General features: G+C 39.1%; 24 protein-coding genes and 1 pseudogene. 11 read left to right on the forward strand and 14 right to left on the reverse strand.

Features of this window, described 5'->3' with window-relative positions; genetic code table 11:
* Nucleotides 1–466 (forward strand): ATP-grasp fold amidoligase family protein (locus EBF12_RS01415; RefSeq protein WP_121726072.1); only part of this gene is annotated, 466 nt, incomplete at its 5' end.
* A 5-nt stretch (nucleotides 467–471) separates the two neighbouring features.
* On the opposite strand, the gene EBF12_RS01420 is transcribed toward EBF12_RS01415, so the two are convergent.
* Nucleotides 472–3,189: a phosphoenolpyruvate carboxylase gene (locus EBF12_RS01420; RefSeq protein WP_121726073.1), complete on the reverse strand. Its 2,718-nt coding sequence runs from the start codon at nucleotides 3,187–3,189 to the stop codon at nucleotides 472–474.
* A 120-nt stretch (nucleotides 3,190–3,309) separates the two neighbouring features.
* Between EBF12_RS01420 and ilvC the strand changes: the two genes are divergently transcribed.
* The 6 genes from ilvC to EBF12_RS01445 all read left to right on the forward strand — a co-directional run bounded on the left by ilvC (nucleotide 3,310) and on the right by EBF12_RS01445 (nucleotide 7,941).
* Entirely contained in the window at nucleotides 3,310–4,335 is a 1,026-nt protein-coding gene (gene ilvC / locus EBF12_RS01425) for a ketol-acid reductoisomerase (RefSeq protein WP_121726074.1), read from the forward strand.
* 226 nt (nucleotides 4,336–4,561) lie between these two features.
* Nucleotides 4,562–5,293 (forward strand): S8 family serine peptidase, encoded by a 732-nt coding sequence (locus tag EBF12_RS01430; RefSeq protein WP_157979025.1) that lies wholly within the window; start codon nucleotides 4,562–4,564, stop codon nucleotides 5,291–5,293.
* Complete coding sequence (locus EBF12_RS11600) at nucleotides 5,257–5,652, forward strand: hypothetical protein (protein WP_244196297.1); 396 nt, start codon at nucleotides 5,257–5,259, stop codon at nucleotides 5,650–5,652. The genes EBF12_RS01430 and EBF12_RS11600 overlap by 37 nt, the downstream gene beginning before the upstream one ends.
* Nucleotides 5,540–6,304 carry an autotransporter-associated beta strand repeat-containing protein gene (locus EBF12_RS01435; protein WP_244196312.1) on the forward strand — a complete coding sequence of 255 codons (765 nt, stop codon included), beginning with the start codon at nucleotides 5,540–5,542 and terminating at the stop codon, nucleotides 6,302–6,304. Before EBF12_RS11600 ends, EBF12_RS01435 begins: the two co-directional genes overlap by 113 nt.
* Nucleotides 6,279–6,800, forward strand: a complete 522-nt coding sequence (locus tag EBF12_RS01440) for a hypothetical protein (protein WP_121726077.1) — start codon at nucleotides 6,279–6,281, stop codon at nucleotides 6,798–6,800. Before EBF12_RS01435 ends, EBF12_RS01440 begins: the two co-directional genes overlap by 26 nt.
* Nucleotides 6,787–7,941 (forward strand): autotransporter domain-containing protein, encoded by a 1,155-nt coding sequence (locus EBF12_RS01445; RefSeq protein WP_121726078.1) that lies wholly within the window; start codon nucleotides 6,787–6,789, stop codon nucleotides 7,939–7,941. The genes EBF12_RS01440 and EBF12_RS01445 overlap by 14 nt, the downstream gene beginning before the upstream one ends.
* 286 nt (nucleotides 7,942–8,227) lie before the next feature.
* On the opposite strand, the gene bioC is transcribed toward EBF12_RS01445, so the two are convergent.
* From bioC to EBF12_RS01460, 3 genes are read right to left on the reverse strand one after another with little or no spacing between them, the layout of a single operon-like run.
* Nucleotides 8,228–8,992, reverse strand: coding sequence for a malonyl-ACP O-methyltransferase BioC (gene bioC, locus EBF12_RS01450; protein ID WP_121726079.1), 765 nt, complete (start codon nucleotides 8,990–8,992; stop codon nucleotides 8,228–8,230).
* The gene (locus EBF12_RS01455; protein WP_121726080.1) at nucleotides 8,980–9,666 is read right to left on the reverse strand and encodes a pimeloyl-ACP methyl esterase BioG family protein; all 687 of its coding nucleotides are present in this window, start codon (nucleotides 9,664–9,666) and stop codon (nucleotides 8,980–8,982) included. Before EBF12_RS01455 ends, bioC begins: the two co-directional genes overlap by 13 nt.
* A complete protein-coding gene (locus EBF12_RS01460; protein WP_208630934.1) occupies nucleotides 9,663–10,817 on the reverse strand; it encodes an aminotransferase class I/II-fold pyridoxal phosphate-dependent enzyme in 1,155 nt (384 codons plus the stop codon). The genes EBF12_RS01455 and EBF12_RS01460 overlap by 4 nt, the downstream gene beginning before the upstream one ends.
* A 114-nt stretch (nucleotides 10,818–10,931) precedes the next feature.
* Here EBF12_RS01460 and EBF12_RS01465 point away from each other — a divergent pair, with 114 nt between their 5' ends.
* Entirely contained in the window at nucleotides 10,932–12,245 is a 1,314-nt protein-coding gene (locus EBF12_RS01465; protein ID WP_121726082.1) for an adenosylmethionine--8-amino-7-oxononanoate transaminase, read from the forward strand.
* Nucleotides 12,246–12,253: 8 nt separating this feature from the next.
* On the opposite strand, the gene bioD is transcribed toward EBF12_RS01465, so the two are convergent.
* From bioD to EBF12_RS01510, 9 genes are all read right to left on the reverse strand, one after another.
* Entirely contained in the window at nucleotides 12,254–12,880 is a 627-nt protein-coding gene (gene bioD / locus EBF12_RS01470) for an ATP-dependent dethiobiotin synthetase BioD (RefSeq protein ID WP_015453887.1), read from the reverse strand.
* An 18-nt stretch (nucleotides 12,881–12,898) separates the two neighbouring features.
* Nucleotides 12,899–13,921 (reverse strand): LLM class flavin-dependent oxidoreductase, encoded by a 1,023-nt coding sequence (locus tag EBF12_RS01475; protein ID WP_121726083.1) that lies wholly within the window; start codon nucleotides 13,919–13,921, stop codon nucleotides 12,899–12,901.
* A complete protein-coding gene (locus EBF12_RS01480; RefSeq protein ID WP_121726084.1) occupies nucleotides 13,918–15,000 on the reverse strand; it encodes an ATP-grasp domain-containing protein in 1,083 nt (360 codons plus the stop codon). The genes EBF12_RS01475 and EBF12_RS01480 overlap by 4 nt, the downstream gene beginning before the upstream one ends.
* Nucleotides 15,001–15,010: 10 nt before the next feature.
* Entirely contained in the window at nucleotides 15,011–16,267 is a 1,257-nt protein-coding gene (locus EBF12_RS01485; RefSeq protein WP_167444783.1) for an MFS transporter, read from the reverse strand.
* Nucleotides 16,268–16,366: 99 nt separating this feature from the next.
* Nucleotides 16,367–17,218, reverse strand: coding sequence for a cyclase family protein (locus tag EBF12_RS01490; RefSeq protein WP_121726086.1), 852 nt, complete (start codon nucleotides 17,216–17,218; stop codon nucleotides 16,367–16,369).
* On the reverse strand, nucleotides 17,208–18,650 hold the full coding sequence (locus EBF12_RS01495) for an LLM class flavin-dependent oxidoreductase (protein ID WP_121726087.1): 1,443 nt from the start codon (nucleotides 18,648–18,650) through the stop codon (nucleotides 17,208–17,210). Before EBF12_RS01495 ends, EBF12_RS01490 begins: the two co-directional genes overlap by 11 nt.
* Before the next feature lie 263 nt (nucleotides 18,651–18,913).
* Entirely contained in the window at nucleotides 18,914–19,231 is a 318-nt protein-coding gene (gene cutA / locus EBF12_RS01500) for a divalent-cation tolerance protein CutA (RefSeq protein ID WP_121726088.1), read from the reverse strand.
* Between the two features lie 64 nt (nucleotides 19,232–19,295).
* On the reverse strand, nucleotides 19,296–20,333 hold the full coding sequence (locus tag EBF12_RS01505) for a radical SAM/SPASM domain-containing protein (protein WP_121726089.1): 1,038 nt from the start codon (nucleotides 20,331–20,333) through the stop codon (nucleotides 19,296–19,298).
* Between the two features lie 131 nt (nucleotides 20,334–20,464).
* Complete coding sequence (locus EBF12_RS01510) at nucleotides 20,465–20,980, reverse strand: SLAC1 family transporter (protein WP_121726090.1); 516 nt, start codon at nucleotides 20,978–20,980, stop codon at nucleotides 20,465–20,467.
* A 219-nt stretch (nucleotides 20,981–21,199) separates the two neighbouring features.
* On the opposite strand from EBF12_RS01510, the pseudogene EBF12_RS12250 reads away from it, so the two are divergent.
* The 3 genes and pseudogenes from EBF12_RS12250 (at nucleotide 21,200) to EBF12_RS01530 (ending at nucleotide 24,406) form a co-directional block, all read left to right on the forward strand.
* Nucleotides 21,200–22,718: pseudogene (locus EBF12_RS12250) on the forward strand (type I restriction-modification system subunit M).
* Between the two features lie 185 nt (nucleotides 22,719–22,903).
* Nucleotides 22,904–23,155 (forward strand): hypothetical protein, encoded by a 252-nt coding sequence (locus EBF12_RS01525; protein ID WP_121726091.1) that lies wholly within the window; start codon nucleotides 22,904–22,906, stop codon nucleotides 23,153–23,155.
* 12 nt (nucleotides 23,156–23,167) lie between these two features.
* Complete coding sequence (locus EBF12_RS01530; RefSeq protein WP_121726092.1) at nucleotides 23,168–24,406, forward strand: restriction endonuclease subunit S; 1,239 nt, start codon at nucleotides 23,168–23,170, stop codon at nucleotides 24,404–24,406.
* On the opposite strand, the gene EBF12_RS01535 is transcribed toward EBF12_RS01530, so the two are convergent.
* A complete protein-coding gene (locus EBF12_RS01535; RefSeq protein WP_121726093.1) occupies nucleotides 24,386–25,150 on the reverse strand; it encodes a hypothetical protein in 765 nt (254 codons plus the stop codon). The two genes, EBF12_RS01530 and EBF12_RS01535, sit on opposite strands and share 21 nt — an antisense overlap.
* Nucleotides 25,151–25,153 lie beyond the last annotated feature (3 nt).

Here is a 25,153-nt window from a genome sequence, read left to right on the forward strand (position 1 = left end):
CACAACACATTTAAACACAAACTTCTACACACTTTATAGAGAATGGCATTATAAAGATATAGAGCCTAGAATCTTTGTGGAGGAGATGTTGTTAGAGACCAACGCAGATGGGGAAGCTAAAGTGCCAAGTGATTATAAAATCCACTGCTTTGGTAAAACACAATATATACAAGTGGATACTGATAGATTTGTAGAGCATACGAGAAGTATTTTTGATGAGAATTGGAATGTTATGCCGATAAAATATCTTTATCAGCTTCCAAATATCATTCCAAATAAGCCCGAACACCTTAACATTATGCTTGAGATTGCCCGTATGTTAATAATGTCGCCTTATCTAAGAGTTGATTTGTATAATATCCAAGGTAGAATTGTGGTTGGGGAACTTACTTTTATCCCAGAAGGTGGCACGGGAAGATTTACCCCAAGTGAATGGGATAAAAAACTTGGCGATTTATGGAACTAATCCTTTCACCCTGTGTTGCGTAAGCCTTGAGCTATGCCTACGATAGTGGCGTGAATCTGCTCCATTAATCGCTCTTGTGCTTGTGGATAATGACAAGTTTGATATTTTTTGATAAGTTCAATTTGTGTGAGATTAAGCACACTTAAATAAGGTTTGCGTAGTAAAATAGATTCCCTAGTCTCACTTTCAGAATCAAGCAAGGCATTCTCCCCTCTAAGATAGAGCAAATGTTCTAGTGTAAGTTGATATTGCGTGTAGATAAGCTCCCAGATTCTATCTCTTATGGTTTTATCCGGCACAAACTCATTATAAAGCCTAGCAATCTCTACATCTACTTTCAAAAAAGCTTGAGAGATATTATCAATCGTGGTTTTGAAAAACAGCGAGTTGGCATAGCAGTCTTTGAGTGCATTTTTATTGCCACTAGCTAATGCACTGCCTAGCCCATACCACGCTGGGAGAATGGAGCGATTTTGCGTCCAAGCAAATACCCAAGGAATAGCACGCAAATCCTCAACACTTTGCGTGTCTTTTCTTTTACTAGGGCGAGAGCCTAAGTTTAGATTCTGTATAAACTCAATAGGTGTGGCGTGTTTGAAATATGTCATAAAGCCCTTGTCTTCATACACAAGCTTACGATACGCTACACAGGAAGCTTGTGAGATGGGCTCTAGCAAACTCATCATTTGTGAATCTATCTCACACGCTCCATTTATGCAAAATTTATCATTGACGCTTTTTTTCAGCAAAGCACTTATTGTGCTTGAAAGATTTTTCTTAGCGATGTTTTTATTCAGGTATTTTGCACTTATCATCTCGCCTTGCTCGGTTGTTTTAAGCACACCGCATACACTTTGAGGCACAGCAGATAGCAGGGCTTCTTCAAGACTCCCACCCCCGCGGCTCACACTCCCACCGCGTCCGTGGAAAAAGGCGATGGTAAGTGGCAGCTCATTTTGGAGTTTGATTAAATCTGCAATGGCGTGGTAGAGATTGTAGTTGCTTGCAAAGATTCCTCCATCTTTACTTGAATCCGAATAGCCCACCATAATTTCTTGTGTATTGTCATTATCAAGTAAATATTGCTGATAATGGGCGTTAGCATAGAGTGTTTTGATAGTGTGTTTGGCGTGCTGCAAGTCGTCAATAGTTTCAAAAAGCGGAGCAATGGAGATTTTTGCTCTGCCTTTTTTAGATTCTTTTTTCTTGCCCGGCTTCCACAAGCCACTTTGTTTGGCAAACCACAGCACGCATAGCAAATCGCTAGGCTCACTGCTCATAGAAATAATAAAGCTTTGCAGGATAGATTCCGAAATATGCTTTTTTGCCCACGCGATTCTTAGAAACGCTCCCACAAACCGCCTTGTAGAATCTGAAAGCTCTTCTAATATCGTGTTTAAATCAAGCTTTTTGGCACTCAAAGCAAGGTTTAGAATCTCGCATTTTTTCTGCTCACTCATATCCTTAAAATCGCTATCACATAGTCCAATCAGGCAAAAAATCTCACTCGTAGCACTCAAAATCACATCGCGATGCTCTCTAAAATCAAGCCTTAAAAGATGAAACCCACCCAAAAGCACAAGATTATAAAACTCCATCAAACCACTTGCTGAAAGAGAATCTAAAGAGCGTATCAGCATATCAATATCGCTTAAAAGCTCTTTAGAGTTGCTATAAGTAAAGTCCACAGAATCTGTGGTGTTAATGGCGATAAGGCGGTTTTGGAGCTTCTTTTTGATAAGGTAGAGCTTCGCACGGAAAGGCTCCTTGGCATAGAGTGTGGATTCTGTGCTTGGGAGCTGCTCTTTTTCTAATTGTAATGACTGCAAAAGCTCGGCACTAGGCTCTTTTAAATCACTTGAAAGCGATAACTCACGGATAAGTTTTTCACATTTTTTGATATACATCTCTATAATCGCTCTATGGGCGGTTTTCATCACCTTTGTCATAATCTCATTGCTGACATAAGGATTCCCGTCTCTATCGCCCCCTACCCAGCTGCCTAGAATAATAGGAGAGTGCTTCAAGCTTGTGCCTATAAGGGTTTGAATATCACTAAGCACTTGCGTGGCAGATTCTACAATGGAGCTTTCAATAATATAAAGTAGGTTATCAAGCTCAAAAAGAATCTCCATTTTTTCGCTTCTTACCAAATGTGTGTGCCATAATAGATTTAAGCGATAGAGAAGCTCAAATCGTGCTTGAGAATCATTATGAGTAAAAATATCTCTAATGTTTTTGCTCATTTTGTGATGGGCTTCAAGGAATGTGCGGCGGCGAGATTCAGTGGGGTGAGCGGTGAAAACGGGATAAAAGGCGATATTTTGTAAAACCTTTAGAATATCTTGCTTATCATAGCCCTCATTTTTTAAATCTAGCAAAGTTTGGGGCAGGGCATTAAGCGTGGCAGAATCGCTTAAGTTTAGCTCTTCAATGATATTTAAAAGCATATGATAAAGCGTAAAAGCATTGATAATGGATAGTGTTTTATCTTGGCTAGAAATGTGAGAAAGCGTCTGTGTGAGTGTGGCAGAATCGGCATTTTCAAGGCTGTGCTTGATAGTGATAAATGCGTCTTTTAGCTCTTTATCTACACTTTCAAGGAGCTGTAAAATCATACTTGATACAAAGTCCATTTGGCTAGATTGTAATGTGGCAGAATGTGCGTGATGAGCTGTTGTGGAATCTTGTGATATGGTATGTGTCGTGCTAGAGTGTTGCATATTTACCCCCTTGTGAGTTTTGGCTTTGCTTACTTACTGCGAGATTAATTATAACTAAGTTTGTTTTAACTACAATTGAGTCTTAAACTTTAAAAGTGGCTTACCACGAAAGGATTGATTATGGCATTACAAGTATATTACGATAAAGATTGCGATTTAGGACTTATTCAAAGCAAAAAGGTGGCCGTGATTGGCTTTGGGAGTCAGGGGCACGCACACGCGGAAAACTTGCGAGATTCAGGCGTAGAAGTCATCATCGGGCTGTATAATGGCGGCTCTAGCTGGGCTAAGGCTGAAGCAAAGGGCTTTAAGGTGCTAGAAGTGGGAGCTGCGACAAAAGAAGCTGATGTGATTATGATTCTAATCCCTGATGAGCTGCAAGCTGATGTGTTTGCTAAGGATATTAAGCCAAATTTAAGTGAAGATAAAATCATCGCCTTTGGACACGGCTTTAATATCCATTTCGGGCAGATTCAAGCTCCAAAAGGTGTAGGCGTGATAATGGTAGCACCCAAAGCTCCCGGACACACGGTTAGAAGCGAGTTTGTAAAAGGTGGTGGGATTCCAGATTTAATCGCAGTAGAACAAGATACTAGCAGGGGTGATGCAAAAGCGATTGCCCTAAGCTATGCAAGTGCGATTGGCGGTGGCAGAAGTGGCATTATAGAAACAACTTTTAAAGACGAGACAGAAACAGATCTCTTTGGCGAACAAGCTGTGCTTTGCGGTGGGGTAACTAGCCTTGTAAAAGCGGGGTTTGAAACGCTCGTAGAAGCGGGATACCCTGAAGAGATGGCGTATTTTGAGTGTTTGCACGAGCTAAAATTGATTGTGGATTTGATCTATGAAGGGGGGCTAGCAAATATGCGATACTCTATCTCAAATACCGCAGAATACGGCGATATGGTAAGTGGTCCTAGAGTGATAAACGCAGAATCTAAAAAGGCGATGAAAGAGATTCTAGCAGATATACAAGAAGGTCGCTTTGCTAAAGACTTTATCTTAGAGCGAAAGGCTGGGTATGCTAGAATGAATGCGGAGAGAAAGAATCTAAACGCTCACAAGATTGAAAAAGTCGGCGGTAGGCTAAGGGCGATGATGCCTTGGATTGGCGCAAATAAACTTGTGGATAAGGAGAAGAACTAGCCCTTTATGTGCGTATTGTGGAACACGCTCATAAAGATTGCGAATCTGCATACGCACAAATGGGCTAAATTATTTTATACTTTTTGCTAAATGCTTTCTATATGTTGATTTTAGTAGCCTTTAAGTGCCTTTCTGATTTGTTGTGTTGGTAGATAAGGCGTTTTTTTTTGATTAGAATCTCGCAAAAAATTAGAGGTTTATCAATAAAAAAGCATATATTAGCCTTTTGTGTAGCTTTATGCCATTTGGGCTAAGTGCTAGTGATATAATGTATATCCTTAAAAAATCGTGGAAGCTCATTAACCTTGATGAAGCCTATAAGGAAAATCCGGGCATAGATGGCAGTGGCGTGAATCTTGGCGTCATAGATTCTGCCTTTAGCACAACTCACCCAAGTCTAGCCGGTAAAGATGTGGATCTAGTCAATGGTAGCTCTAGCATATTAGAACAGCACGGCACACATGTGGCTGGTATCGCCATTGGTGCGATGAAAGGTGATAGAGATCCACACGGCATTGCGTATAATGGCAAGTATTATGGACTTGGCAAACAAAATCCAAGCCTAAGCTACACAGGCAATTTGTATGAAGATGTAAAGAATTGGAATGTCAAAATTATTAATAATAGCTGGGTGGCTACTTGGTATCCGCTCAATAATCGCTACTATACAGATTCTGGCTATGCTGTCATTGATAAAAATAGCGAGACAATTAGTGCGGATTATTATTTCAACACGCTTTTAGAATGGAGAATTAACCAAGAAGCAACTTCCACAGGCAGAAGAGCCCCACACGATACCTTGCACCTTATCCGTTTATCTAAAGAAAAAGACATTTTAAATGTTATGGCAGCTGGGAATGAGGGCAAGATGACCCCTGCTGCCACAGCGGTGGCCCCAAGCTATGATGAAGCCGTCCGCGCGTGGCTTGTGGTGGGGGCTTTAGACGCACAGGGATAACCATTGATGAAAAAACAAAGCATATGACTATATTAAGTGGGAAATGCTCAAGCAACAATCAAGCAGAGTGTAATGGATTGGCAAGTTTTAGCAATGCTTTTAAAGGTGCGGCACTTTATGCAATCACTGCTCCGGGGAGTCAAATAGATTCTGCGAATGCGAATTTTGGCACAGGGCAAAGCCCTACTTCTTATTGTCAGGATAAGAATGGGACTAGCACCGATGAATTTTTGTGCGATGAGTGGGATATCACAAGCTACGCCTATGGTAAGCGGCACGGCAATGCTCGTGCAGCAGAAATTTGGCTTTTTAGGCGGATCGCGACTTGCCGATGTGCTACTCACCACAGCAAACAATAACTACACCGCTCCAAAACTTACCATTAAAGCTATGCCAACACCAAGCGGTAAATACACTTCCTATAATATCATTTATATTGATAATGAACCACCTATGAAAAATGGCAAGATAGATAGAGAGCAGGTAAAAGCGGATTTGAAAAAGCTAGGCTATACTGAAAGCGAGATTGCTAACATGTTCAATAATCTTAGCAAAACAGATCAATCTCACGATGATGCTGAAGCGATTATCAAACTTAGCAAAGAAGAAGTCTTTGAGCAGGGGATTTTAGATGTGCAAAAGGCTCTAAAAGGCTTGGCACGGCTTGATGTCAATTGTATAAATAAAAATAGTGTAGAGCATTTTGAGGGAGAGAATCAAGCCTTTTATACCATTGATACAAAGGGGGGGCTAAGTGGCGAGTTTAGCAACAACATATATCAGCGATTATGGGAGGATAAATGGTATATAGAGGGTGCGTGGAACTCGCCTAAAGAAGAGCTAAAAGATATTAAAAAAGCAGGTTTAATAAAAACAGGACAAGGCAAACTTACGCTAAGTGGCAAGGATAACACCTATCATGGAGCGATACGCGTTTTGCAAGGCGTATTAGAAGTAGCTCAAAATAGCAAACTTAGCAAATCAAATGCCTCTCAAAGGCGAAGTCAGTAATAATCTCACAGCCAAAAATGGTGGATTAGCACAGCTAAGTGGCACTGCGAAAGTAGGGAAAAACGCCACAGCAGAATCTGGTGGCATAGTGCAGATTCTAGATTTAGGCACGATTATAGGTGGTATCACAGCTAAGGATAGCGGTATTATTCAGCTAGGCAAAGTAGAGAGTGGTAGCAACACGAGCAATGCCAAACTTGCCACAAGCTCTATAACCTTGCAAAATGGTGGGATTCTCGTAGGATCAGGGATAATCGAAAGAGGCAGTGAAATAAGCACCAACCCTCAAGTCAAAAATGAAAGCGGTATCGTTATGGCGGGATTTGGTGCTATGCCCATCACTAACCTTTCGCAAAATACCCTTACAATCAATGGCTCTTACACACAAGATTCTAATGCAAAGCTGCAAATTGCCTTTAGCGGGAGTCTCAACTCCAAGTTAGAAGCAAATAGCTATGACATACAAGGCGACACGCTAGAGTTTGTCCCTATATAGTGGAGAGGGAAGCTTACTTACGGCGGGTAAAACCATACAGCTTGATTTAGGCTCACTTAAAAATTATACTGATAAATTTGACACTATTTTGCCAAAGAGCAACAATGTCCTAGATTTTATTTATGATAGCACGACGCTTAAAAATGATGCGTTTAGCCCAAGTGGCAGTGGGGATTCTACTATGGGAGATGTGATTAAAGATATTTTCCAAGATCCCAACCTTTCAAAAGACTACCAAGACTACTTTGAGGCTATCACAAATGCCAATAGCTCTTCATATCAAGCAAGTATTGATAGCCTTGCTGAAAATGCCCAGCTCAATTCTGTACAGGATACTTTTAATTCACAACAATCACTAGGTTTCAGCTCACTCTCTTTTGCTTTTACTCCTATGCAGGATATGCCAAGCTATAATGCTTTAAGGGCTTATAAACGATCCGTGAAAGTTGCAAGTGTGGATAACGCCCTAAGTAGCAAGATTCTAGCCGACATACTCTCTTTAACCCAAAATGCAAAACAACAAATGATAATGAATGTAAACTATACCTTATTTTCTCACAAAAGCTACAAAGCTTCAAGCACAGGCACGAGTTTTCATTATAAAAATCGCCTAAGCAATTCCTTGCTTTTAGGGGGATTTTTGGATTATGCTTATGTCGGTGCTAATGATACCTATACGCAACGCAATAGCCACACTTTCACACTGGGTGGGAGTGGAAACTATGACTTCAAACATTGTTCAATCCTTGGCACAGCAAGTGTGGGTATGGGACTGGATACGACAAATAAAACTATCATTGGAGGGCAAAATTACAACACAACGATTTTATATATTCAAGGTGGGATAAGCAAGGATTTTCAAGTAAGCAAGGTTGTTTTCAAGCCTATGATGCTACCCTCTTATAGTGGTGTTATGCAGGGTGCATATAAAGAGAGCGGAGAAGTGTTTGCTTGTGCTAATTCTGCAAGTATGTATAATACCTTTGGCACATCTCTGGGCTTACATATAGGCTACACTTTGTCTTTAGAATCTTTGCATTTTAGTTTTTCTGGATTTGGTTTTTATAATGTAAGATTTACAGATTCTGTGGAAGCAAAATCATCTTTCAGTGATTTTGCCAACTCATCTTTTACTCAATAAGCAATGCTAGATACCCATAGCTTTTATGGCGGAGTAAATGCCCAAATGTAATATAAAGACTATTTTGGACGCTTTGGCTTAAGCAGCGAAGTGAGCGGGCTTATACGCTTTTGAATATCAATGCAAGTGTGGGAATGAACTTTTAAAGTCTTTTGACATACTTTATCGCTAGGCTAGTAAGCATTAAGAATCTTAAGCCCATTTTTTAATCTCTTTTTCAAACATTTTGGTTTTTACTTTATAGGGTTATTGCTAAGGCAATAGTGTTTCGTTTATGTGCTATTTCTTAACGCTTGAGAGCAAGGATATAAAGAGGCTCATAAGTGAGTGTATTATTAAATTTTTTGGAATAGTCTTTGAGCATAGTCTTTGTGAGAGCAAAAGGCTTACTTGTGCCAAAAGCATTAACACCACTTAATTTTAGATGTCTAAAAACCTCAAGGGCATTATCAAAATGCAAATGATGATGGGTAGATTCTAAAGCAAGGATTTTAAAATCTTGTGCTAGTAATGTGTGTATTGTATCTAAGCTTTCATATTGTAATCCTACACCTGTAATGTTGCGTATTTCGTGCATATTGTCTTGCCCAAAGCTACTTAATGCCAATATCCCACCGCGAGCAATCATAGATTTTAAAGTAGTGAGTGTAGAGATGCAATCAAGCCATTGTAGGCAAGCATTAGAGATGATAAGTTCAAATTGCTCTGTTGCAAGAGAATGAGTGCAAAGTTGTGTCATATCAAAAGCAAAGTGTGAAATTCTTTCATCGTGTAGCACTGCACCCATATCGTAAGGGTAAAAATCATTTGTTATGTAGCGTTGAAAATCAAATGATTTGCATACAAGTGTCGTAAGCTCACCCATTCCTGCACCAAATTCAAAGATAGAAACAAAATATTTGCGATTTGTGTGCTTTTTAAGCAAGTCTAGAAGATGAAATCTCATAGCGTGTTGTATTGGGCTATTTTGATTATAGGTGCATCGGGCTTTGTAAAAGGAGATAAGATTAAAATCGTTGGAAGCGGCTCTTGGTTTTTTTATAGTTGGCATAATTCTTCCCATGAGCTAAATCCAAAGAAAACAAAGTGTGGCTCATTGCTCCATAGAATCCGCGTGTTTTGAAGAGCTTGAGAAAGCCAATATTGTTTATTTGACTCTGGTGGGAAAATCTCATCATTATGTGATATGAGTGCATATTCCCACTTTTGTAGTTGATGTGATGGTATTGATTGAGAAAACTCATAAAGCACTTCAAGTTCATTGCGTAAGGCTTGATTTTCACGCAAGGTAAAATGAGATTCTAGCCTATGTCCTAATAATCCTGTGCGAAATTGCTGTGCATCAAAATGCTTGATTGTATATCTAAAGAGTGTAGGAGGAATGCCATAAGTTTTATCAATGCCTAGAGGTGTGCCATTAATAGCAAATGTGCGTGTGAATCGTCCCCATATCGGTGCAAAAATAACATTTGCCACACATACGCCAAGTGAAAAAGCGATAAGATAAATATGCCTAAAATGATTGTGGAAGAGATACAAAATTTCGTGTGTATCATAGGATTTAAGCATATTTATATCTCTATAATCATAAAACATAATAACATCACATTCATAAGCACAAAGATGTTGAAAATGGCTAGGCTCACTTCCAAAACCACCCATACATATTACTAAGTCTTTTGTGAAAGAATCTTTTGTGGTTTTATGAAGCCATTTATATTTCATAGTGCCTCTGCAAGTTGAAATATGTGTTCTAATTCTAAATTGGCATTGAGAGAGAATCGGATTCTTGCTGTTCCTTTAGGAATCGTAGGTTCTTTGATGGCAGGAGCAAAGAATCCACGCTCACGCAACTTTTTAGAGAGCTTAATTGCGGAGTGATTGTCTCCACACATAAGCGAAATAATATGTGCTTCACCCCTTATTGTGTAGCCCTTTTCTTTCAAGGATAAACACAGATGATGACTCAAAAGCTGTAATTTTTCACGCTTATGGTTTAAGGTAGGTATTTTGCTCCATATAAAGCTACTCCACGCAACATTAATTGGTGGCAGGGCAGTGGAGTATATCAACCCTCGTGAAGTATTGACAAAAAAGTCTCTTTGAGCTGTATTACAAAGCATACAAGCCCCCACAGAAGCCAAAGCTTTGCCAAAAGTAAGCACAAGGAAATCAATTTCCTCAATGTATTCATAGGCTATCCCAAGTCCATCTTTGCCACATACACCCACGCTATGGGCTTCATCAATATATAAAAATACATTAGGGTAAGTTTTTTTGAGTTGTATTGTGTCGTTAATTTTACAAAAATCTCCCTCCATACTAAAAAGTCCTTCAGTTACAATAATCACGCGTTCATAATGACGATGATAAGATTCAACAAGCGTTGCAAGTGCAGCTATATCATTATGTTTAAAGCGCTTAAAGTGAGCGTTACGCACCGCATCAAATACACTCGCGTGAGAGAATCTATCAAGCAAAAAAAGCGTGCGTGTAAGAGTGCCTAATGCCTGAATACAGGAAAGATTACAGTGATAACCGCTGTTAAAAAGCAAGGCTTTTTTGGGTGCGTAGAGTTGGCTAAGATGAGATTCCAAAGTGTCATAAATAGGGAATCCTCCACTTAAAGAACGCGAAGATGCACTAGAAAAAACTATATCTTGGGCACAAAGTGTGCTAAGAAATTCTTGGACAAGTGTAGCATCTAATGAGAGAGCTAAGTAGTCATTGCTTGCAAAATTAATGAGGGGTTTATGTGGTAAATGATAGGCGTGTGAGACATAAGGAGTGATAAAAATGTCATTATGTTGATAATCTGTAATTGTGCGGAAATTATGTGTATCTTTGAGTGATTTTAATTGTGTATCTAAGCCCACATCAAATGATGAAGCGTGGTTAAACGAAAGTTTGTTGGGCATATAGCATTCCTTATTGGAGAATTAGATATTGTGGAGTAAAATTATATCCAAATTTTTGTATAAGGCGGAGCTATGTTAGATTTAAAAGCTTTAGATTTGGCACATATTTGGCATCCTTGCACACAAATGAAAGATCACGAAACATTACCGCTTATCCCTATTCAATCAGCAAAAGGTGTGTATTTGTATGATTTTGATGGGAAGTCATTTATTGATGGTATCAGTAGTTGGTGGGTTAATCTTTTTGGGCATTGCAATCCTATTATTAACACTGCGATTGTGCAGCAATTAGAGCAACTGGAACATATTATTTTGGCTGGATTCTCGCACGAGGGTATTATTACTTATTCTAAGCGATTATGTGCCTTGCTCCCACAAAGTTTGCAAAAATGTTTTTATGCTGATAATGGTTCAAGTGCGGTTGAAGTGGCATTAAAAATGAGTTTTCATAGTCATTATAACGCAGGTAATAAAGAAAAAAATGCGTTTTTATCCTTAGCAAATGCCTATCACGGCGAAACCTTAGGGGCTTTAAGTGTAGGTGATGTGGGGCTTTATAAAAGCGCTTATAAACCTCTTTTACTTGAAGCTTTAAACACGCCTGTGCCATCGGGTATGTGGAATCCTAATGATAATACAATAAATGGAGATTATCACAGAGAGATTGAAGCATTGGAGCAGATTCTAAAAAAGCACGCTCATCGCATTTGTGCGTTTATTCTTGAGCCTTTGTTGCAGTGCGCAGGAGGTATGAATATGTATCCTTCTGCTTATGTGCAGGAGGCGTGTGTGTTGGCACAAAAGTATAATATTCATATTATTTTTGATGAAATTGCTGTGGGATTTGGTCGCACAGGCAGTATGTTTGCCCTAGAACAATGTGATGTCGTGCCTGATTTTCTTTGTCTTTCTAAAGGCATTACAGGTGGATATCTTCCCTTGTCTGTTGTGGTTACAAGTGATAGTATTTATCAAGGATTCTATGCACCTTATGAAGAACAAAAAGGCTTTTTGCATTCCCATAGCTATACGGGTAATGCTCTTGCCATAGCTGCTGCAAATGCTGTGCTCAATATTTTTGAGCAAGACAATACGCTACTCTCCAATCGTTCTTTAAGTGCTGCCATAGCCAAGCAATGGTCTATGCTTTCAAAGCATAAAAAGGTAAGCAATGTGCGTGTGTGTGGAATGGTGTTTGCATTTGATTTGATTGGGTGTAGGCTTGCAAGGGCGGGATTGTATGTGTATGAACAAGCACTTGAAAAGGGTGTGTTGTTGCGTCCTTTAGGAAATACGATTTATTTTATGCCACCTTATATAATAAGTCTTGAACTTGCTGAATATGTATGTGGTGTGCTTGATAATATTTTAGAAAATGAATTTTGATAGAGAAACTACAACAGCTCTTGAATATAAGGTCTAAGTTTATGTGCAAGTCTATTTGCAATAGAATCTAAGTTTTGGGTTGTGTAAGATTCTATATGCACAAGTGGAATTTTTGTGTAAGAGCACACAAACTCGTCGATCTCATCACGATAAATATCCTTAGAATCTTTGAGCATAACGAGTGCAAGAATAGGCATATTTTGCAGAGCGTGTAATGTAAGTAAGATATGATTAATGCAACCAAGATAATATCTTCCCACAACAATAATAGGGCGAGGATTAGCAAGGATATAATCAAAAAAAGTATGTGTATTATCAAGTGGTGTGAAAAGCCCTCCAGCAAGCTCAATGAGAAGTCTATCGGATTGCGGAATCTTTAAATGCAAGCCATTGTATGTTAGATTCTCATATTTATATCCAATGTGAGGAGAAGCAGCAGTGCGAAGAGTAAGTGCAGATGGCAAAATCTGCGTATGTGGAGAGAGTTCTTTCACGCGTTGCTCATCCGTTGGGCTTCCTGCTTGAAGAAGTTTAAAATAAGTGTATGAAAATGCCTTACAAAAAGCCGCACTGAAGTGTGTTTTACCTACATCTGTATGAATTCCTACGATATAAAGCTGACGCAACCAAATCATCAAAACTCCTTAAAGGTTCTATTTTACCAATGGCATAACCTTTTTAGCGATATATTCTAGCTCCTCTTGCATATTAGCACACTGAATGATAAGCAAATCTAGCCCTGCTTCTTTATAGGCTCTAATCTTTTGTGCCACGCTTTCTGGTGTGCCAATTAAGTTAGGGCGCAAACCACGATTAGACACGCTATATTCTTGCTTGCTTATCTCTACATCAAGCTGCGAGTTGCCTGTAAAATCCTTATACGAGTTTTCATAATCAGCGTAATTTTTGATGGTAGTAATCCTTTGTAGTTCTTTTTGCGCTTCTTCTTCACTATCGCGGACAATCATATACACCGCCATACCAAAGCCCTTAAATGGCTCTAATCCTGCCCTTTTCTTCCGCTCTTTCATATCTGCAATTTTTGTTTGCACCTCTTCAAGTGTGCCTCCGTGCAGGAGATAAACATCTGCAAACTGTGTGATAGCATTCCTGCCTATTTCACTCTCCCCCCCTGCATATACAAACGGAATCTTGGGCGGTTTAGGCTCATTATAGGAATTTTCAAAGCTAAAATACTTGCCCTTGTGATGAAATGGACTTTGCTTCCAAAATCCGCGTAAAACATCGGTGTATTCCTGTGTCAGCGTATATCTATCATCGTGTGCATCAAAGTTTATGCCATACTGCCTAGCCTCCTCTTCCCACCACGCTGAGACCATATTGATAGAAAATCGCCCACCACATATTTGTGAAATGGTAGCAATCTGCTTTGCTGTGAGTGCGACTTGATGATACTGCGGACGCAAAGCAGCTAGAATCTCAATCTTTTTGGTAACTGCTGCCAAGCCATTAGCGATAGCCCACGCATCAAGGGCAGGTGCTTTCTCGCCTTTAATGTCATTGAGATAGAGTTCAGGCACAAGGGTAAGTGTATAGCCCAAAGATTCAGCCTTGAGTGCTAAATCGCGGATATACTCCCAAGAACATTCTGTGCCATCATCATCTACATTTCTAAGCCAACTTCCAAACACCGGACTCCAATATCCAAATTTCATTTTCGCTCCTTTATTGCCTTAAATTGCTCACTTAAAAAGCTAACTAACCTATCGGCTGCCGCCTCGCCACCACTTTCTCTAATCTTAGATTCTAGTGTAGAGTTGTAGTTTGTGTTTGTGTTTATATCATAGACCACAATATCCCCACTCACACTCTCAATAAACTCAATCCCCGCCACAGCGATATTATGCAATGCTAAAAACTGCTCTAAACACCGCACAATGGGGCTTTTAGAATCTATCTCTTTCCGCAAGCTAAACTTATCTCCTGCTCCCACTTCACACGCCGCTCCAGCTAGTGTTGGACGCTTTGCAGATTTTGCTATCTTGCTAGAATGCACTTTAGAATCTGCTCCATTAGAATCTAGCACATCTATTTGACACGCATCAGCGGGACATAGCTCAAAAGCCCCATTGCTTGTATCCACACGCACCGCATAGTGAAACTTCCCGCCTATAAACTCACATCGCGTGATAAACGCTTCCCTAGATTCTACATACTCTTGCAATAGCGTAATGCCATCAATGGGCAGCTCAAATTCGCTAGATTCCACATAGTCTCTAAACTCTTCAATATTTTCAAAAAGTCGCACCCCCAAGCCTTTACCGCCTTGATTATGCTTTGTGATAAAGGGCTTGTTGCCTAGCTTTTTAGCAAAGCTTGTTGCCGCATTGATTAAATCAGTTTTCCCAAATACCGCAAGTGTTTTTGGTGTTTTAAAGCCATATCCCTCTGCTTTAAAAAAGGATTCTAAAAGCAGGGCTTGTTTAACCTTGCTGACTTCAAGCTCTAGCACGGAGCTGCCGTTTATCACGCAACACCCATAGCTTTCTAGCCACCCTAACAACGCACGACCATATTCCTTAGAAAAGGCATTATCACGCGTATGACTTGAGGCACTAAGCCTACTCCAAAACACTCCCTTTGGTGGGATAGAATCTAGAGTGATCCCCCCTTGTGTGAGAAGGATTTCGCTAAAGCCAACCCCAGCCCTATCAAACGCCTCCTTAAAAGGCGGTATCCACTCGGGATTCTCGTGGATTATGTAAATGCCTTTTTGCAAATCATTTAATTTCATTAAACCTCCTTTAGTCTAGTTCGCGCTTTTTAGGGATTAGAATCACACAAACTAGCGCAATTACCATTAACACCGCAAAATAAATAAAAAAGCCATACTCAAGGTTTTTATCTTTAAATTGCAATGCAACATAAGTCGCGCTCCCCCCAAACAACGCCGCGCCAATGGTATAGCTTAAGCCCGTGCCTAAAGCGCGAACTTGCACGGGGAATAATGTCGTCTTAAAAATCCCCGCCACAGCCGCATAAAATCCTAGCATAAAACACATAAATCCCACAATGCCAAACAACGCTAGAGGGCTACTTGTCCTTTCCATTAATAAAAACAGCGGATAAAACGACACAAGCGCGAATACACAATAAATTAGTAGCGAGGTCTTTAACCCGATTTTATCGGATAATGCGCCAAAAAATGGCGTTACCACAAATAAAATCGCTAACGCGCCTAAAATGATATTATTCGCAATGATTGGGTCAATGCCATTATTTATCATAAACACCTTGCTATACACGGTTGTAATATACCAAGCAGGCGAGCAACCAGCCGTAATCCCTAGCACTAAGAGCACAGATTTATAGGATTTTAGCAATGCCTTAAAACTGCCTCTATCGCTATGCTTTTTTAGCTCCTCTGCGGAATTATCGTGCATAAAAGTCCTCACAAGCAGACTTAAAAGCGCGAGTGTCCCGCCTACAAAAAATAAAATCCTCCAGCCAAAATCCACCATTTCATCGTGGCTAAAAAATATAAATAGCCCGCTAATGCTCGCCACCGCCAAAAGCTGCCCGCCAATAAGCGTGCAGTATTGAAAACTTGAGTAGAATCCTCTTTTGCCTTTGGGGGCGACTTCGCTTAGATATGCCGCGGCGATTCCATACTCTCCGCCTACTGCAACGCCTTGAATGAGCCTAGCAAGCAGTAATAAGATAATCGCCGCATCGCCAATGGTGTGCTTATCGGGCAAAAATGCGATTAAATACGAGCCAAACGCCATAAAGACGATGGATACTATCATCGCGCTTTTGCGCCCGATTTTGTCCGCGATTGAACCAAAGATGACACTACCCACAGGGAGCATTAAAAACCCCGCGGCAAATACCCCAAAGACGGCGATTTGCTGCACGATTGGGGAGCTAGCATCAGAAAATCTACTCGCAAAATAAGTTGCCGCAAACGCATAAATATAAAAATCAAACCACTCAACTAGATTCCCGCTACTAGCGGCAATCACTGATGATATGGTTTTATTTTTCGCGCTTTTAGCGATACTCTCCGCACTCATACTAAATCCTTTATAGCCCCAAATATCCACGAAATGCGCAATTTTTTGCGCTTAAAATCTCGCCTAATTTTCATCATTTCTCCTTTAATTTTTCTCTTTTGGCGCAATCGCATACGCCCTTACAGGAAATCCCGGATAGCCCTGAAACTTTGGCACGCCAATAATAATAATCGCGCCCTTGGGCGGCAGAGATTCTAAATTTGTCAAAAGCTCAATTTGATATTTATCTTGGCTTAGGACGAATTTTTCGCTTTCCAAAAAGCCATTTTTACGCACATCGCTTGCTGCATCGGTATCTAGGGTCTCGTGTCCTATGGCTGTGGCTTTGCGGACATTTAGCACATAATCTAATGCTTCTATGCTCCAACCCGGAGTATGCGCAATGCCCTTAGAATCGACATTACTAAAATCCTTTTTGCCCCATCGCTTACTCCAGCCACTCGCAAAAGCCACAAAGCTATTCTCGCTAATCGCGCCATATTTAGCCTCAAAATCTAAAATATCCTGCTTTGAGAGGATAAAATCAGGGTTTTTGGTAACTTCTTTTTGCTTATGAATCACAACAAGGGGCAAAATCAGCTCTTTTAGCTCAATTTGCTCCAAACTTCGCTTATTATCCACAAAATGTACAGGCGCGTCAATATGCGTGCCATACTGCGTTGGGAAGCTTGTTTGATAGACGAAAAATCCATCATTTGCCACGCTAAAAATCTTTTTATCCTCTAGCTTTGGCAGGGCAGAAAATCGCGGAATCTCACTATGCACACTATGCGTTAAATCCACAAATCTCCCCTGTTGCAATATGCTTAAAGCCTCTAAGATTCTAGAATCTTGATTGTCTTTAGCAAAACTTGCACTTAAAAGCCCAAAAGATATAGCCACAAATAAAAGCCCTTGTGCAATTACGCGCTTTAAGTGCGTTAAATTAAATCTCATATTCCACCTCCTTGCTTGGATTTCTCCCCGTGCTAGCAAAATCATTAATCGTGCTTTTTGCCCCTCCTACGCGGTATTGCGAGCCGATATGATTAAAATCTAGCCTATCACCCTTGCCAAAAAGCTTATGGCGCAAACTCCCCTCCACATACGCTTCCTTATACGCCCCGCGTTTTTGTAGCTCTGGGACGATAAATTCTACAATGTCTTTAAAGGTATTTGGCGTAGTCGCAAAAGCGAGATTAAAGCCGTCCGCATCGCTATAAGCAATAAATTCTTGCAATATATCTGCGACCTTTTGGGGAGAACCGACAATTTTTGGCCCCAAAGAGCCAATGCGCTCATTATGGATTAAATCTTTTAGCGTCCAGATTTTACCCTCGCTTGTCGTAGAATCGCGCAATGCATCAACAAGTGAAACAATCGCATTTGATTTAATATTATTAAGCGGTTCATTTAGCTCATAGCGGCTTAAATCCACGCCCAGCCAGCCCGAATATTTTACCAAAATCCCCTCCACACTCCCATAGCTTGCAATCTCTTCAAATTTCGCTTGGGCAAGGGATTCTGTCTTATCAGTGATAATGGTCGCGCCTAGATAGATTTTCGCGCTATGTGGGTCGCGCCCAGCCCTTAAAAGTTCATCGCGGATTTGCTTTACAAGCACTTTTGCGTGCTCTTTATTAGGCGGAGAGATGAAAATCGCCTCGGCGTGCTTGGCTGCAAACTGCCGCCCCCGCGCAGATGCGCCTGCTTGGAATAATACAGGGGTGCGCTGAATGCTTGGCTCACAGAGATGAATGCCCGGGACATCAAAATATTTGCCGCGATGCCCGATATGATGAATCTTATGAGGGTTTGCAAAATGCCCTGTTTGCTTATCTAAAATCACCGCATCATCTTCCCAGCTGCCTTCCAAAAGCTTATAAATAACCTCCATATACTCATCAGCGACATCATATCGTTCATCGTGTGGCAGTTCGGTTGTGCCCATATTTCTATTTGCGCTTGGCAAATAGCCTGTAACGATATTCCAGCCCACGCGCCCTTTGGTGAGATGGTCAAGCGTGCTAAGGCGGCGCGCGAAAGGAAAAGGATGCTCAAAAGGAATGCCAGCGGTGATTCCAAAGCCGATATGCTTTGTAACCGCCGCTCCTACTGCTGCAATACAAAGCGGGTCATTGACAGGGACTTGCTGGGCGTTACGCAACGCGCCTAAATCATTGCTCCCATAAATATCATACACGCCCAGCACATCAGCGATAAATACCGCATCAAATAGCCCTTTTTCTGCGATTTTGGCTATATCCTGCCAATACTCAATGCTCTTATACTCCAAAGCCCTATCATTTGGGTAACGCCAAAGCCCCGGGCTTAAATGCGATATGCAGTTCATCGCAAAGGCGTTGAAAGAAATTTGTTTTTGACTCATTTTCGTCTCCTTTTTGGGATTGTGTTTTAGAATCTTGTGTTGCAACAGCCGTTATCATACACACATATTTTTAAAAATACAATATGTAATCACAAAAATATGTAATTTAGAGTTACTTTTTTACTCAAAATAATAATGTTGGAGCAAAATTTGGCATTAAAAAAAGTGTGAAAAAAATTAAATAGTGATGAGATGAGAATATAAATGAGAATATGGAAGGCTCAAGGCGAGATTGAATACAAGAAATAAAAAGCTTGAAATGGCTAGATAAGATTCTGCTCTAGCCACGCATTATACGCATTTTCTGCCTTTGCTTCAAAAGATACTATCTCCGGGACTTCATAGCTATGATGAGAGCAGATTAAAGATTGTATTTTTTCATAACATTCTGGCAAGGTTTTTAAAATGAGTAAATATTCCTTATCCTTGCAAAGCTTCCTTTTACCTTTTGAATCTTTCCAAACATAATGACTTTTTATCTTAAAATATTGCCCACAGGCAATAAGGCGAGATTCTAAAAGAATCTTAATGAGATTTTTTGCTTCGTTTTTTGTGGGCGTTGTGGTATGGATAATAAGCATAAACTTCCTTTTGTAGAATCTCAAGATTATTATATCTTAATTTGTGCGGAGCAGTTGTGCCTAATTAGCTATTTGAAATTTCAAAAAACAATCCCCTGCGTCTGTCTGTGCAATCTTGGCAAATCTTTTGTATATTCTTATTGCAGGTTGTAGCAGTGTTGGCAAAAAGCTCACTGCGGAGATTTGTAGCTGTGGGTGAGAAAAATATCTCAAACATATCATTTTTATTGCAATCCCCTAGGATAAAAGGTTTGTGCGTTATCTCATCGCTTCGTGTTTGGCAGCAGGGCATCACAAGCCCATTGTAATCTACATAAAAACTCATTGCAGACTGAAAACAGCCAGATTGAATGTTGCGTTTTTGCTTCATAAAATCCAGTGAGCCACCCCTGCTTTCTCCCATAACATTTGGATTCCACGAGCGATACTCTATCTCTAAGCCATCCATTATAAAACGCACACGATACTCTTCTAAAGTGTTATGTATAAGCTTAGATTCTAGTCCTAGCCTTTGTTGCATTTTCTCCATTGCTTTTATAACTTTATCCCTGTTATAATCCTTGTTTGTGGGATAATATGACATTAATATATGTGTTACCCCAGCTTCCCTTAGCTCTTCAAAATATGCTTTTTGCGCGTAATCGCCATTTGTAAAAATACAAAACTTTGCCTTTGGAAGTCTCTCTCTTGCCTGTCTCACACGCTTTAAAATCAATTCTTTATTTGCCAAAGGCTCATTAAATCTATGAAAATTTAGCCACTCTGCATAGTCAATCTCTCTTAGATTCTCAATAAGTTTTAAAAATACAGCTTCATCTAGCTCTATACTTTTACTTTTTCTGTCTATATGTGAGTTTGGACAAAAATGGCAAGTGCGATTACAAAAACTTGCAATTTCTATCTCTACGGCTTGTAAAAATCGCTTTAAGATTCTTTTTTGCAATTCTCTATCTGTGATTGGTGTGCTTAGCATAGTGATAGAATCTATAAGATTTTGAATCTTATTTGTGTAAAAAGAATCGGTATCTATAAGGTTGTAGAGTTTGCTTTTCAGGCGATTTGGAGTGTGTTTGTAAGCGTATCTAATGGCTTGTTTTAGCATAGTGTATCCTTGCAGATTCTAAAATAAATCCGCAATTTACAAAAAAAAAAAAAAACAAATAGTCAATTATGCTTGTGTCAATAGGAATTAAGCTAGAATCTACAAATTCCAATACATTTAGCTATTTTTATCTACTCTTTAAAAATCGCACCACTTACAACAGCCTTTAAAGTCTTATATGAGATAAACACTACTGCAAAAGATGCCATTACAAGCCCCAAAATCCCTAAAAGTCCATAAAAACATTTAAATTCAATCATATATAAATCAAAGCTCGCTATCCCAAAAGCACACAGCGGAAAGGTAAAAGCCCACCACGATGGAGCAAAGTTTAGCTTAGTAAAAATATTACCTAAACTTAAAAGCAATAGCACGAAAAATAACGCCACATTAAAGCCCATAAAGCTTAAAGCATTATGAATCCCAAAAAGGCTATGAAAATCCACCACAAAAATGCTAGGTGGTGCTATAAAAATAAAAAGTGTGGGGATAAACTTAGATTCTAAACTCTGCTCAAAGATTAATCGCTGCATAATCATCGCACTTAGTAGAATCCAAAAAAAGCAACCGATTGAGAAGAAAAAGAGTAACAATTCTTTTGGTGCATCGATTAAGCCACCACTTAAAGGAAGGGCTAATTGAGACAAATCGCAATGAGATTGTGCTTAAATCTAGGCTGTATGAGCTAGACAAAGATATAGAATCTTAGTTTTTAAAGTAGGGCTAAAAGACAGATTCTATTGCTGTATTGAAACCCACTAAATTCACATTTCAAACCCCACTCAAAACAAGCTATTATGGAATCTACAATGATATGCTACTATTCCACTACAAATATAAAGGACAAAAAAACACAAAGGATAACAATGGCAAAGACAAAACAAACACAAAAGCTAGAAGCCGCCCTTTTTAGTGCCGCTGATAAACTTCGCAAAAACATAGACGCCGCAGAGTATAAACACATCGTGCTTGGACTTGTATTTTTGAAATACATTAGCGATAGTTTTGAATCTCTACACAAAGAGTTGCTTGCACGCAATGAAAATGCAGAAGATAAAGATGAATATATCGCAAAAATATCTTTTTTGTGCCACAAGATTCTAGATGGAGCGCTCTTTTAAGCAAGGCAAAAAGCCCACAAATTGGCAAAGATTTAGACTATGCCCTAGACTTGATAGAAAAGGACAATCCGCAGTTAAAAGGTGTGCTACCTAAAGTCTATGCTAAAGATAATTTAGATAGTGCGACTTTGGGCGATTTGATAAACTTAATAGATTCTATTTCGTTAAATCAAGCAAACACAAGCGATATTTTAGGGCATATTTTTGAATATTTTTTTAGGTGAGTTTGCCTTGAGTGAGGGCAAAAAATGCGGACAATTCTACACGCCAAAAAGCGTTGTAGAATTGCTAGTAGCTATGCTAGAGCCTTATAATGGCAGGGTGTTTGACCCTTGCTGTGGAAGCGGGGGAATGTTTGTCCAAAGTGAGCGATTTGTGCGAGAGCATCAGGGTAAAATCAGCGATATTTCAATCTATGGGCAAGAGAGTAATCAAACCACTTGGCGATTAGCAAAGATGAATCTTGCCTTGCGAAAAATAGATTCTAGCTCACTCAAGTGGAATAGCGAGGGAAGCTTTCTTAATGACGCACACAAAGACTTAAAGGCAGATTTCATCATCGCAAACCCGCCTTTTAATGCCACAGATTGGGGCAGCCAAGCTCTAGAAAATGATGTGCGTTGGAGCTATGGCACACCCCCTAGCACAAATGCCAATTATGCGTGGATAAGCCACTTTATCCATCATCTAGCCCCAAAGGGTAGGGCGGGATTTGTCCTTGCTAAAGGCTCTCTTACAAGTAATACAAGCACAGAGGGGCAAATCCGCAAAAACTTAATGGAATCTAATCTAATAGAATGTATTGTTAATCTCCCCGCAAAACTCTTTTTAAATACGCAGATTCCAGCGTGTCTTTGGTTTATCAAACGCAATAAATCCCATAACAACACGCTTTTTATTGACGCACGAAATCTAGGCGAACTCATCAATCGTAAAAATAGGATTCTAACTCAAAGTGATATTGCTACAATCACAGAGACTTATCATAAATGGCAAAAAGCACAAGAGCAAAAAGATGGGCATTACAGCGATATTCTAGGCTTTTGTAAAAGTGTAGATAAAGATGAGATAGCCAAATCTAGGCTATGTCCTTACACCCGGTCGCTATGTGGGCTTGGCAGAAGATGAAGAAGACTTTGATTTTGAAAGGGAATTTACACGCTTAAAAGCCGAGCTAGAATCTCAAATCAAAGAAGAGAGAATTTTAAGCGAAAAGATTCTAAAAAATTTAGAGCTTATAGGTGGGAATGAAAATATCTCATAACACAGAATCTAATCTTGTCATTTTGAGCCTTTGAAAAAGGCGAAAAATCTAAAATTATGAAATCTAAAAAGATTCTAAAAGAGATTTTTCGCCTACGGCTCAAAATGACAACGAAAAAAAGAGAATATATTTTGTCATACTGAGGCGTGAGTCGAAGTATCTAAATTTTACAATGGAGCGTAGTAATGAAATCTTTAGAATCTTGCACTTGTCATACTGAGCGTAGCGAAGTATCTCAAAACATAGAATCTAATCTTGTCATTTTTGCAAGTGTGGGTGAAATCCTTGCGGATTGCACGAGCGTTAGCGAAAAATCTCTTTTAGATTCTGTGTTAGATTTTTCGTTTGCTACGCAAACTCAAAATGACAAAATCGCTACTTGCCATACTGATTATTCTTGTCATACTGAGCGTAGCGAAGTATCTAAAAATTTATAACGGAGTGTAATAATGGAAACTTGTCATACAGAATCTAGCTTAGATTCACCACTAGAATCTCTCTCTTTACAACCCTTTCTACAATCTCTCCATAAAGAACAATGGCAGGAAGTCCGTCTTGGGGAAGTTGGCAGGGTTGTTACAGGTAAAACACCATCACATAGGAATCCGCAAGACTGGGGAGATTCTACTTTATTCATTACCCCAACAGATTATAAAAATTATCACAAGTATGCACACAATTCAGAGAGAAAAATCTCAAAGATAGGAAAGGAAAGATTTGTAAAGAATTTATTGCCTATACATTCTATTTTGGTAACTTGTATCGGTTCAGATAAGGGGAAAGTTGTAGTAAATAAAGCAGAAGCACTGACAAATCAACAGATAAATGCGATTATCCCAAATGGTGCAATAAACTACAATTTTCTCTATTATTCTATGGCGGATATGTATCCTATTCTAAGAACTTATGGAGCTAATGGGACAACTGTGCCTATACTCAATAAAAGCGATTTTGAAAATCTCACAATCCCACTCCCACCACTTACAATACAACAAAAAATAGCAGAGATTCTAAGTAGCTTTGATGATAAGATAGATGTACTCCATAGACAAAACAAAACTTTAGAATCTCTAGCCCTTACCCTTTTTCGCCATTATTTTATAGACAATCCAAACCGCAGTGAATGGGAGCTAGGCAAACTTGGCGATTATGTGAAAATTATAGACAATCGTGGTAAAACTCCTCCATTTACAACAGATATAACGCCATATCCTTTAATTGAAGTAAATGCTTTGAGTGATGATTCTATGTTGATTAATTATGATATTGTAAGAAAATATGTGATTAAAGAAACTTATCAAAAATGGTTTAGAGAACATATCAAGCAATATGATGTATTGTTTTCAACTGTCGGTAGTATCGGTGAAGTGGCAATGCTACTAGATAATAAGGGGTGTATAGCTCAAAATGTGATTGGTTTTAGGGCTAGAGAGATTTCGCCATTCTATCTTTATGAATGGTTAAAATATATGCAACAAGAGATTAAAGAATTTGATATAGGTTCTGTGCAACCCAGTATCAAGGTAACACATTTTATAGAAAAACAAATTTATAAACCAGATTCTAAGACTTTAGAAAGTTTTGATAAGCAAATGCTGTTGATAACTGATAAAATTTCTCAAAATTTACAACAGATTCAGAATCTCCAAGCAATGCGTGATGTGCTATTAAAGGCAATATTTGAATAAAAAATATGTAACACAATCCAATATCATAATTAGTGCCACAACAACATTAAAATATAAAATGGGTTGTTGAGACCATTTTTTAGACTCATCGCTAATATGAGTATTGAATTTTGATAAAAACCTAAAAAGAGTAAACAAAATGTTGCCAAAAAATAATGCTATGAAACATAAAACAAAAACTAAACGATGTATACTCGCCTTATCAATATTGGATAGAGCTGAAGTGGAAAAGGTGAAACCGCCAACGAAAGCCAAAACAATGGAAGCAAAAATCCCTAAAATCGTTATGTATAGTGTTTGTTGCTTGTTAAGCTTGTCTTCGATTTTGCTAGATGTCTCTTGTAAGTTATTGAATTTATCTTGCAGTTTATTGCTCTTGCTGTTAAGTTTGTCAAAATTTTTACTAGAATCTCCAAGCCGCAGAATCTCTAAATTGATATGATCGAGCAACTTCTCAAGCTTGTATTTTACTTTTAGTTTATCGTCAGTGCTAGATTTTTGAATGGACTCTTCAAGTGTTCTTAGATTTTGTCCAAGTATAGCAAACCCATCTTCTTCGCTATCGCTTTTTTCTAAAATTATTTTTGTGATTTGTGAGTATTTGTGCCTATAATCCTTTTGATAAATATCTTCTAGGTCTTTAATAATGCATTCTGCTTCATTTGGATCAAATTGTCGTGACTCACACAATTTAGCAATGATATCTTTTATTTTGTCGTCCAATATGTCATTGCTACTACTCATAAT

This window comes from Helicobacter labetoulli (genome assembly GCF_003670275.1).
GTDB lineage: Bacteria > Campylobacterota > Campylobacteria > Campylobacterales > Helicobacteraceae > Helicobacter_C > Helicobacter_C labetoulli.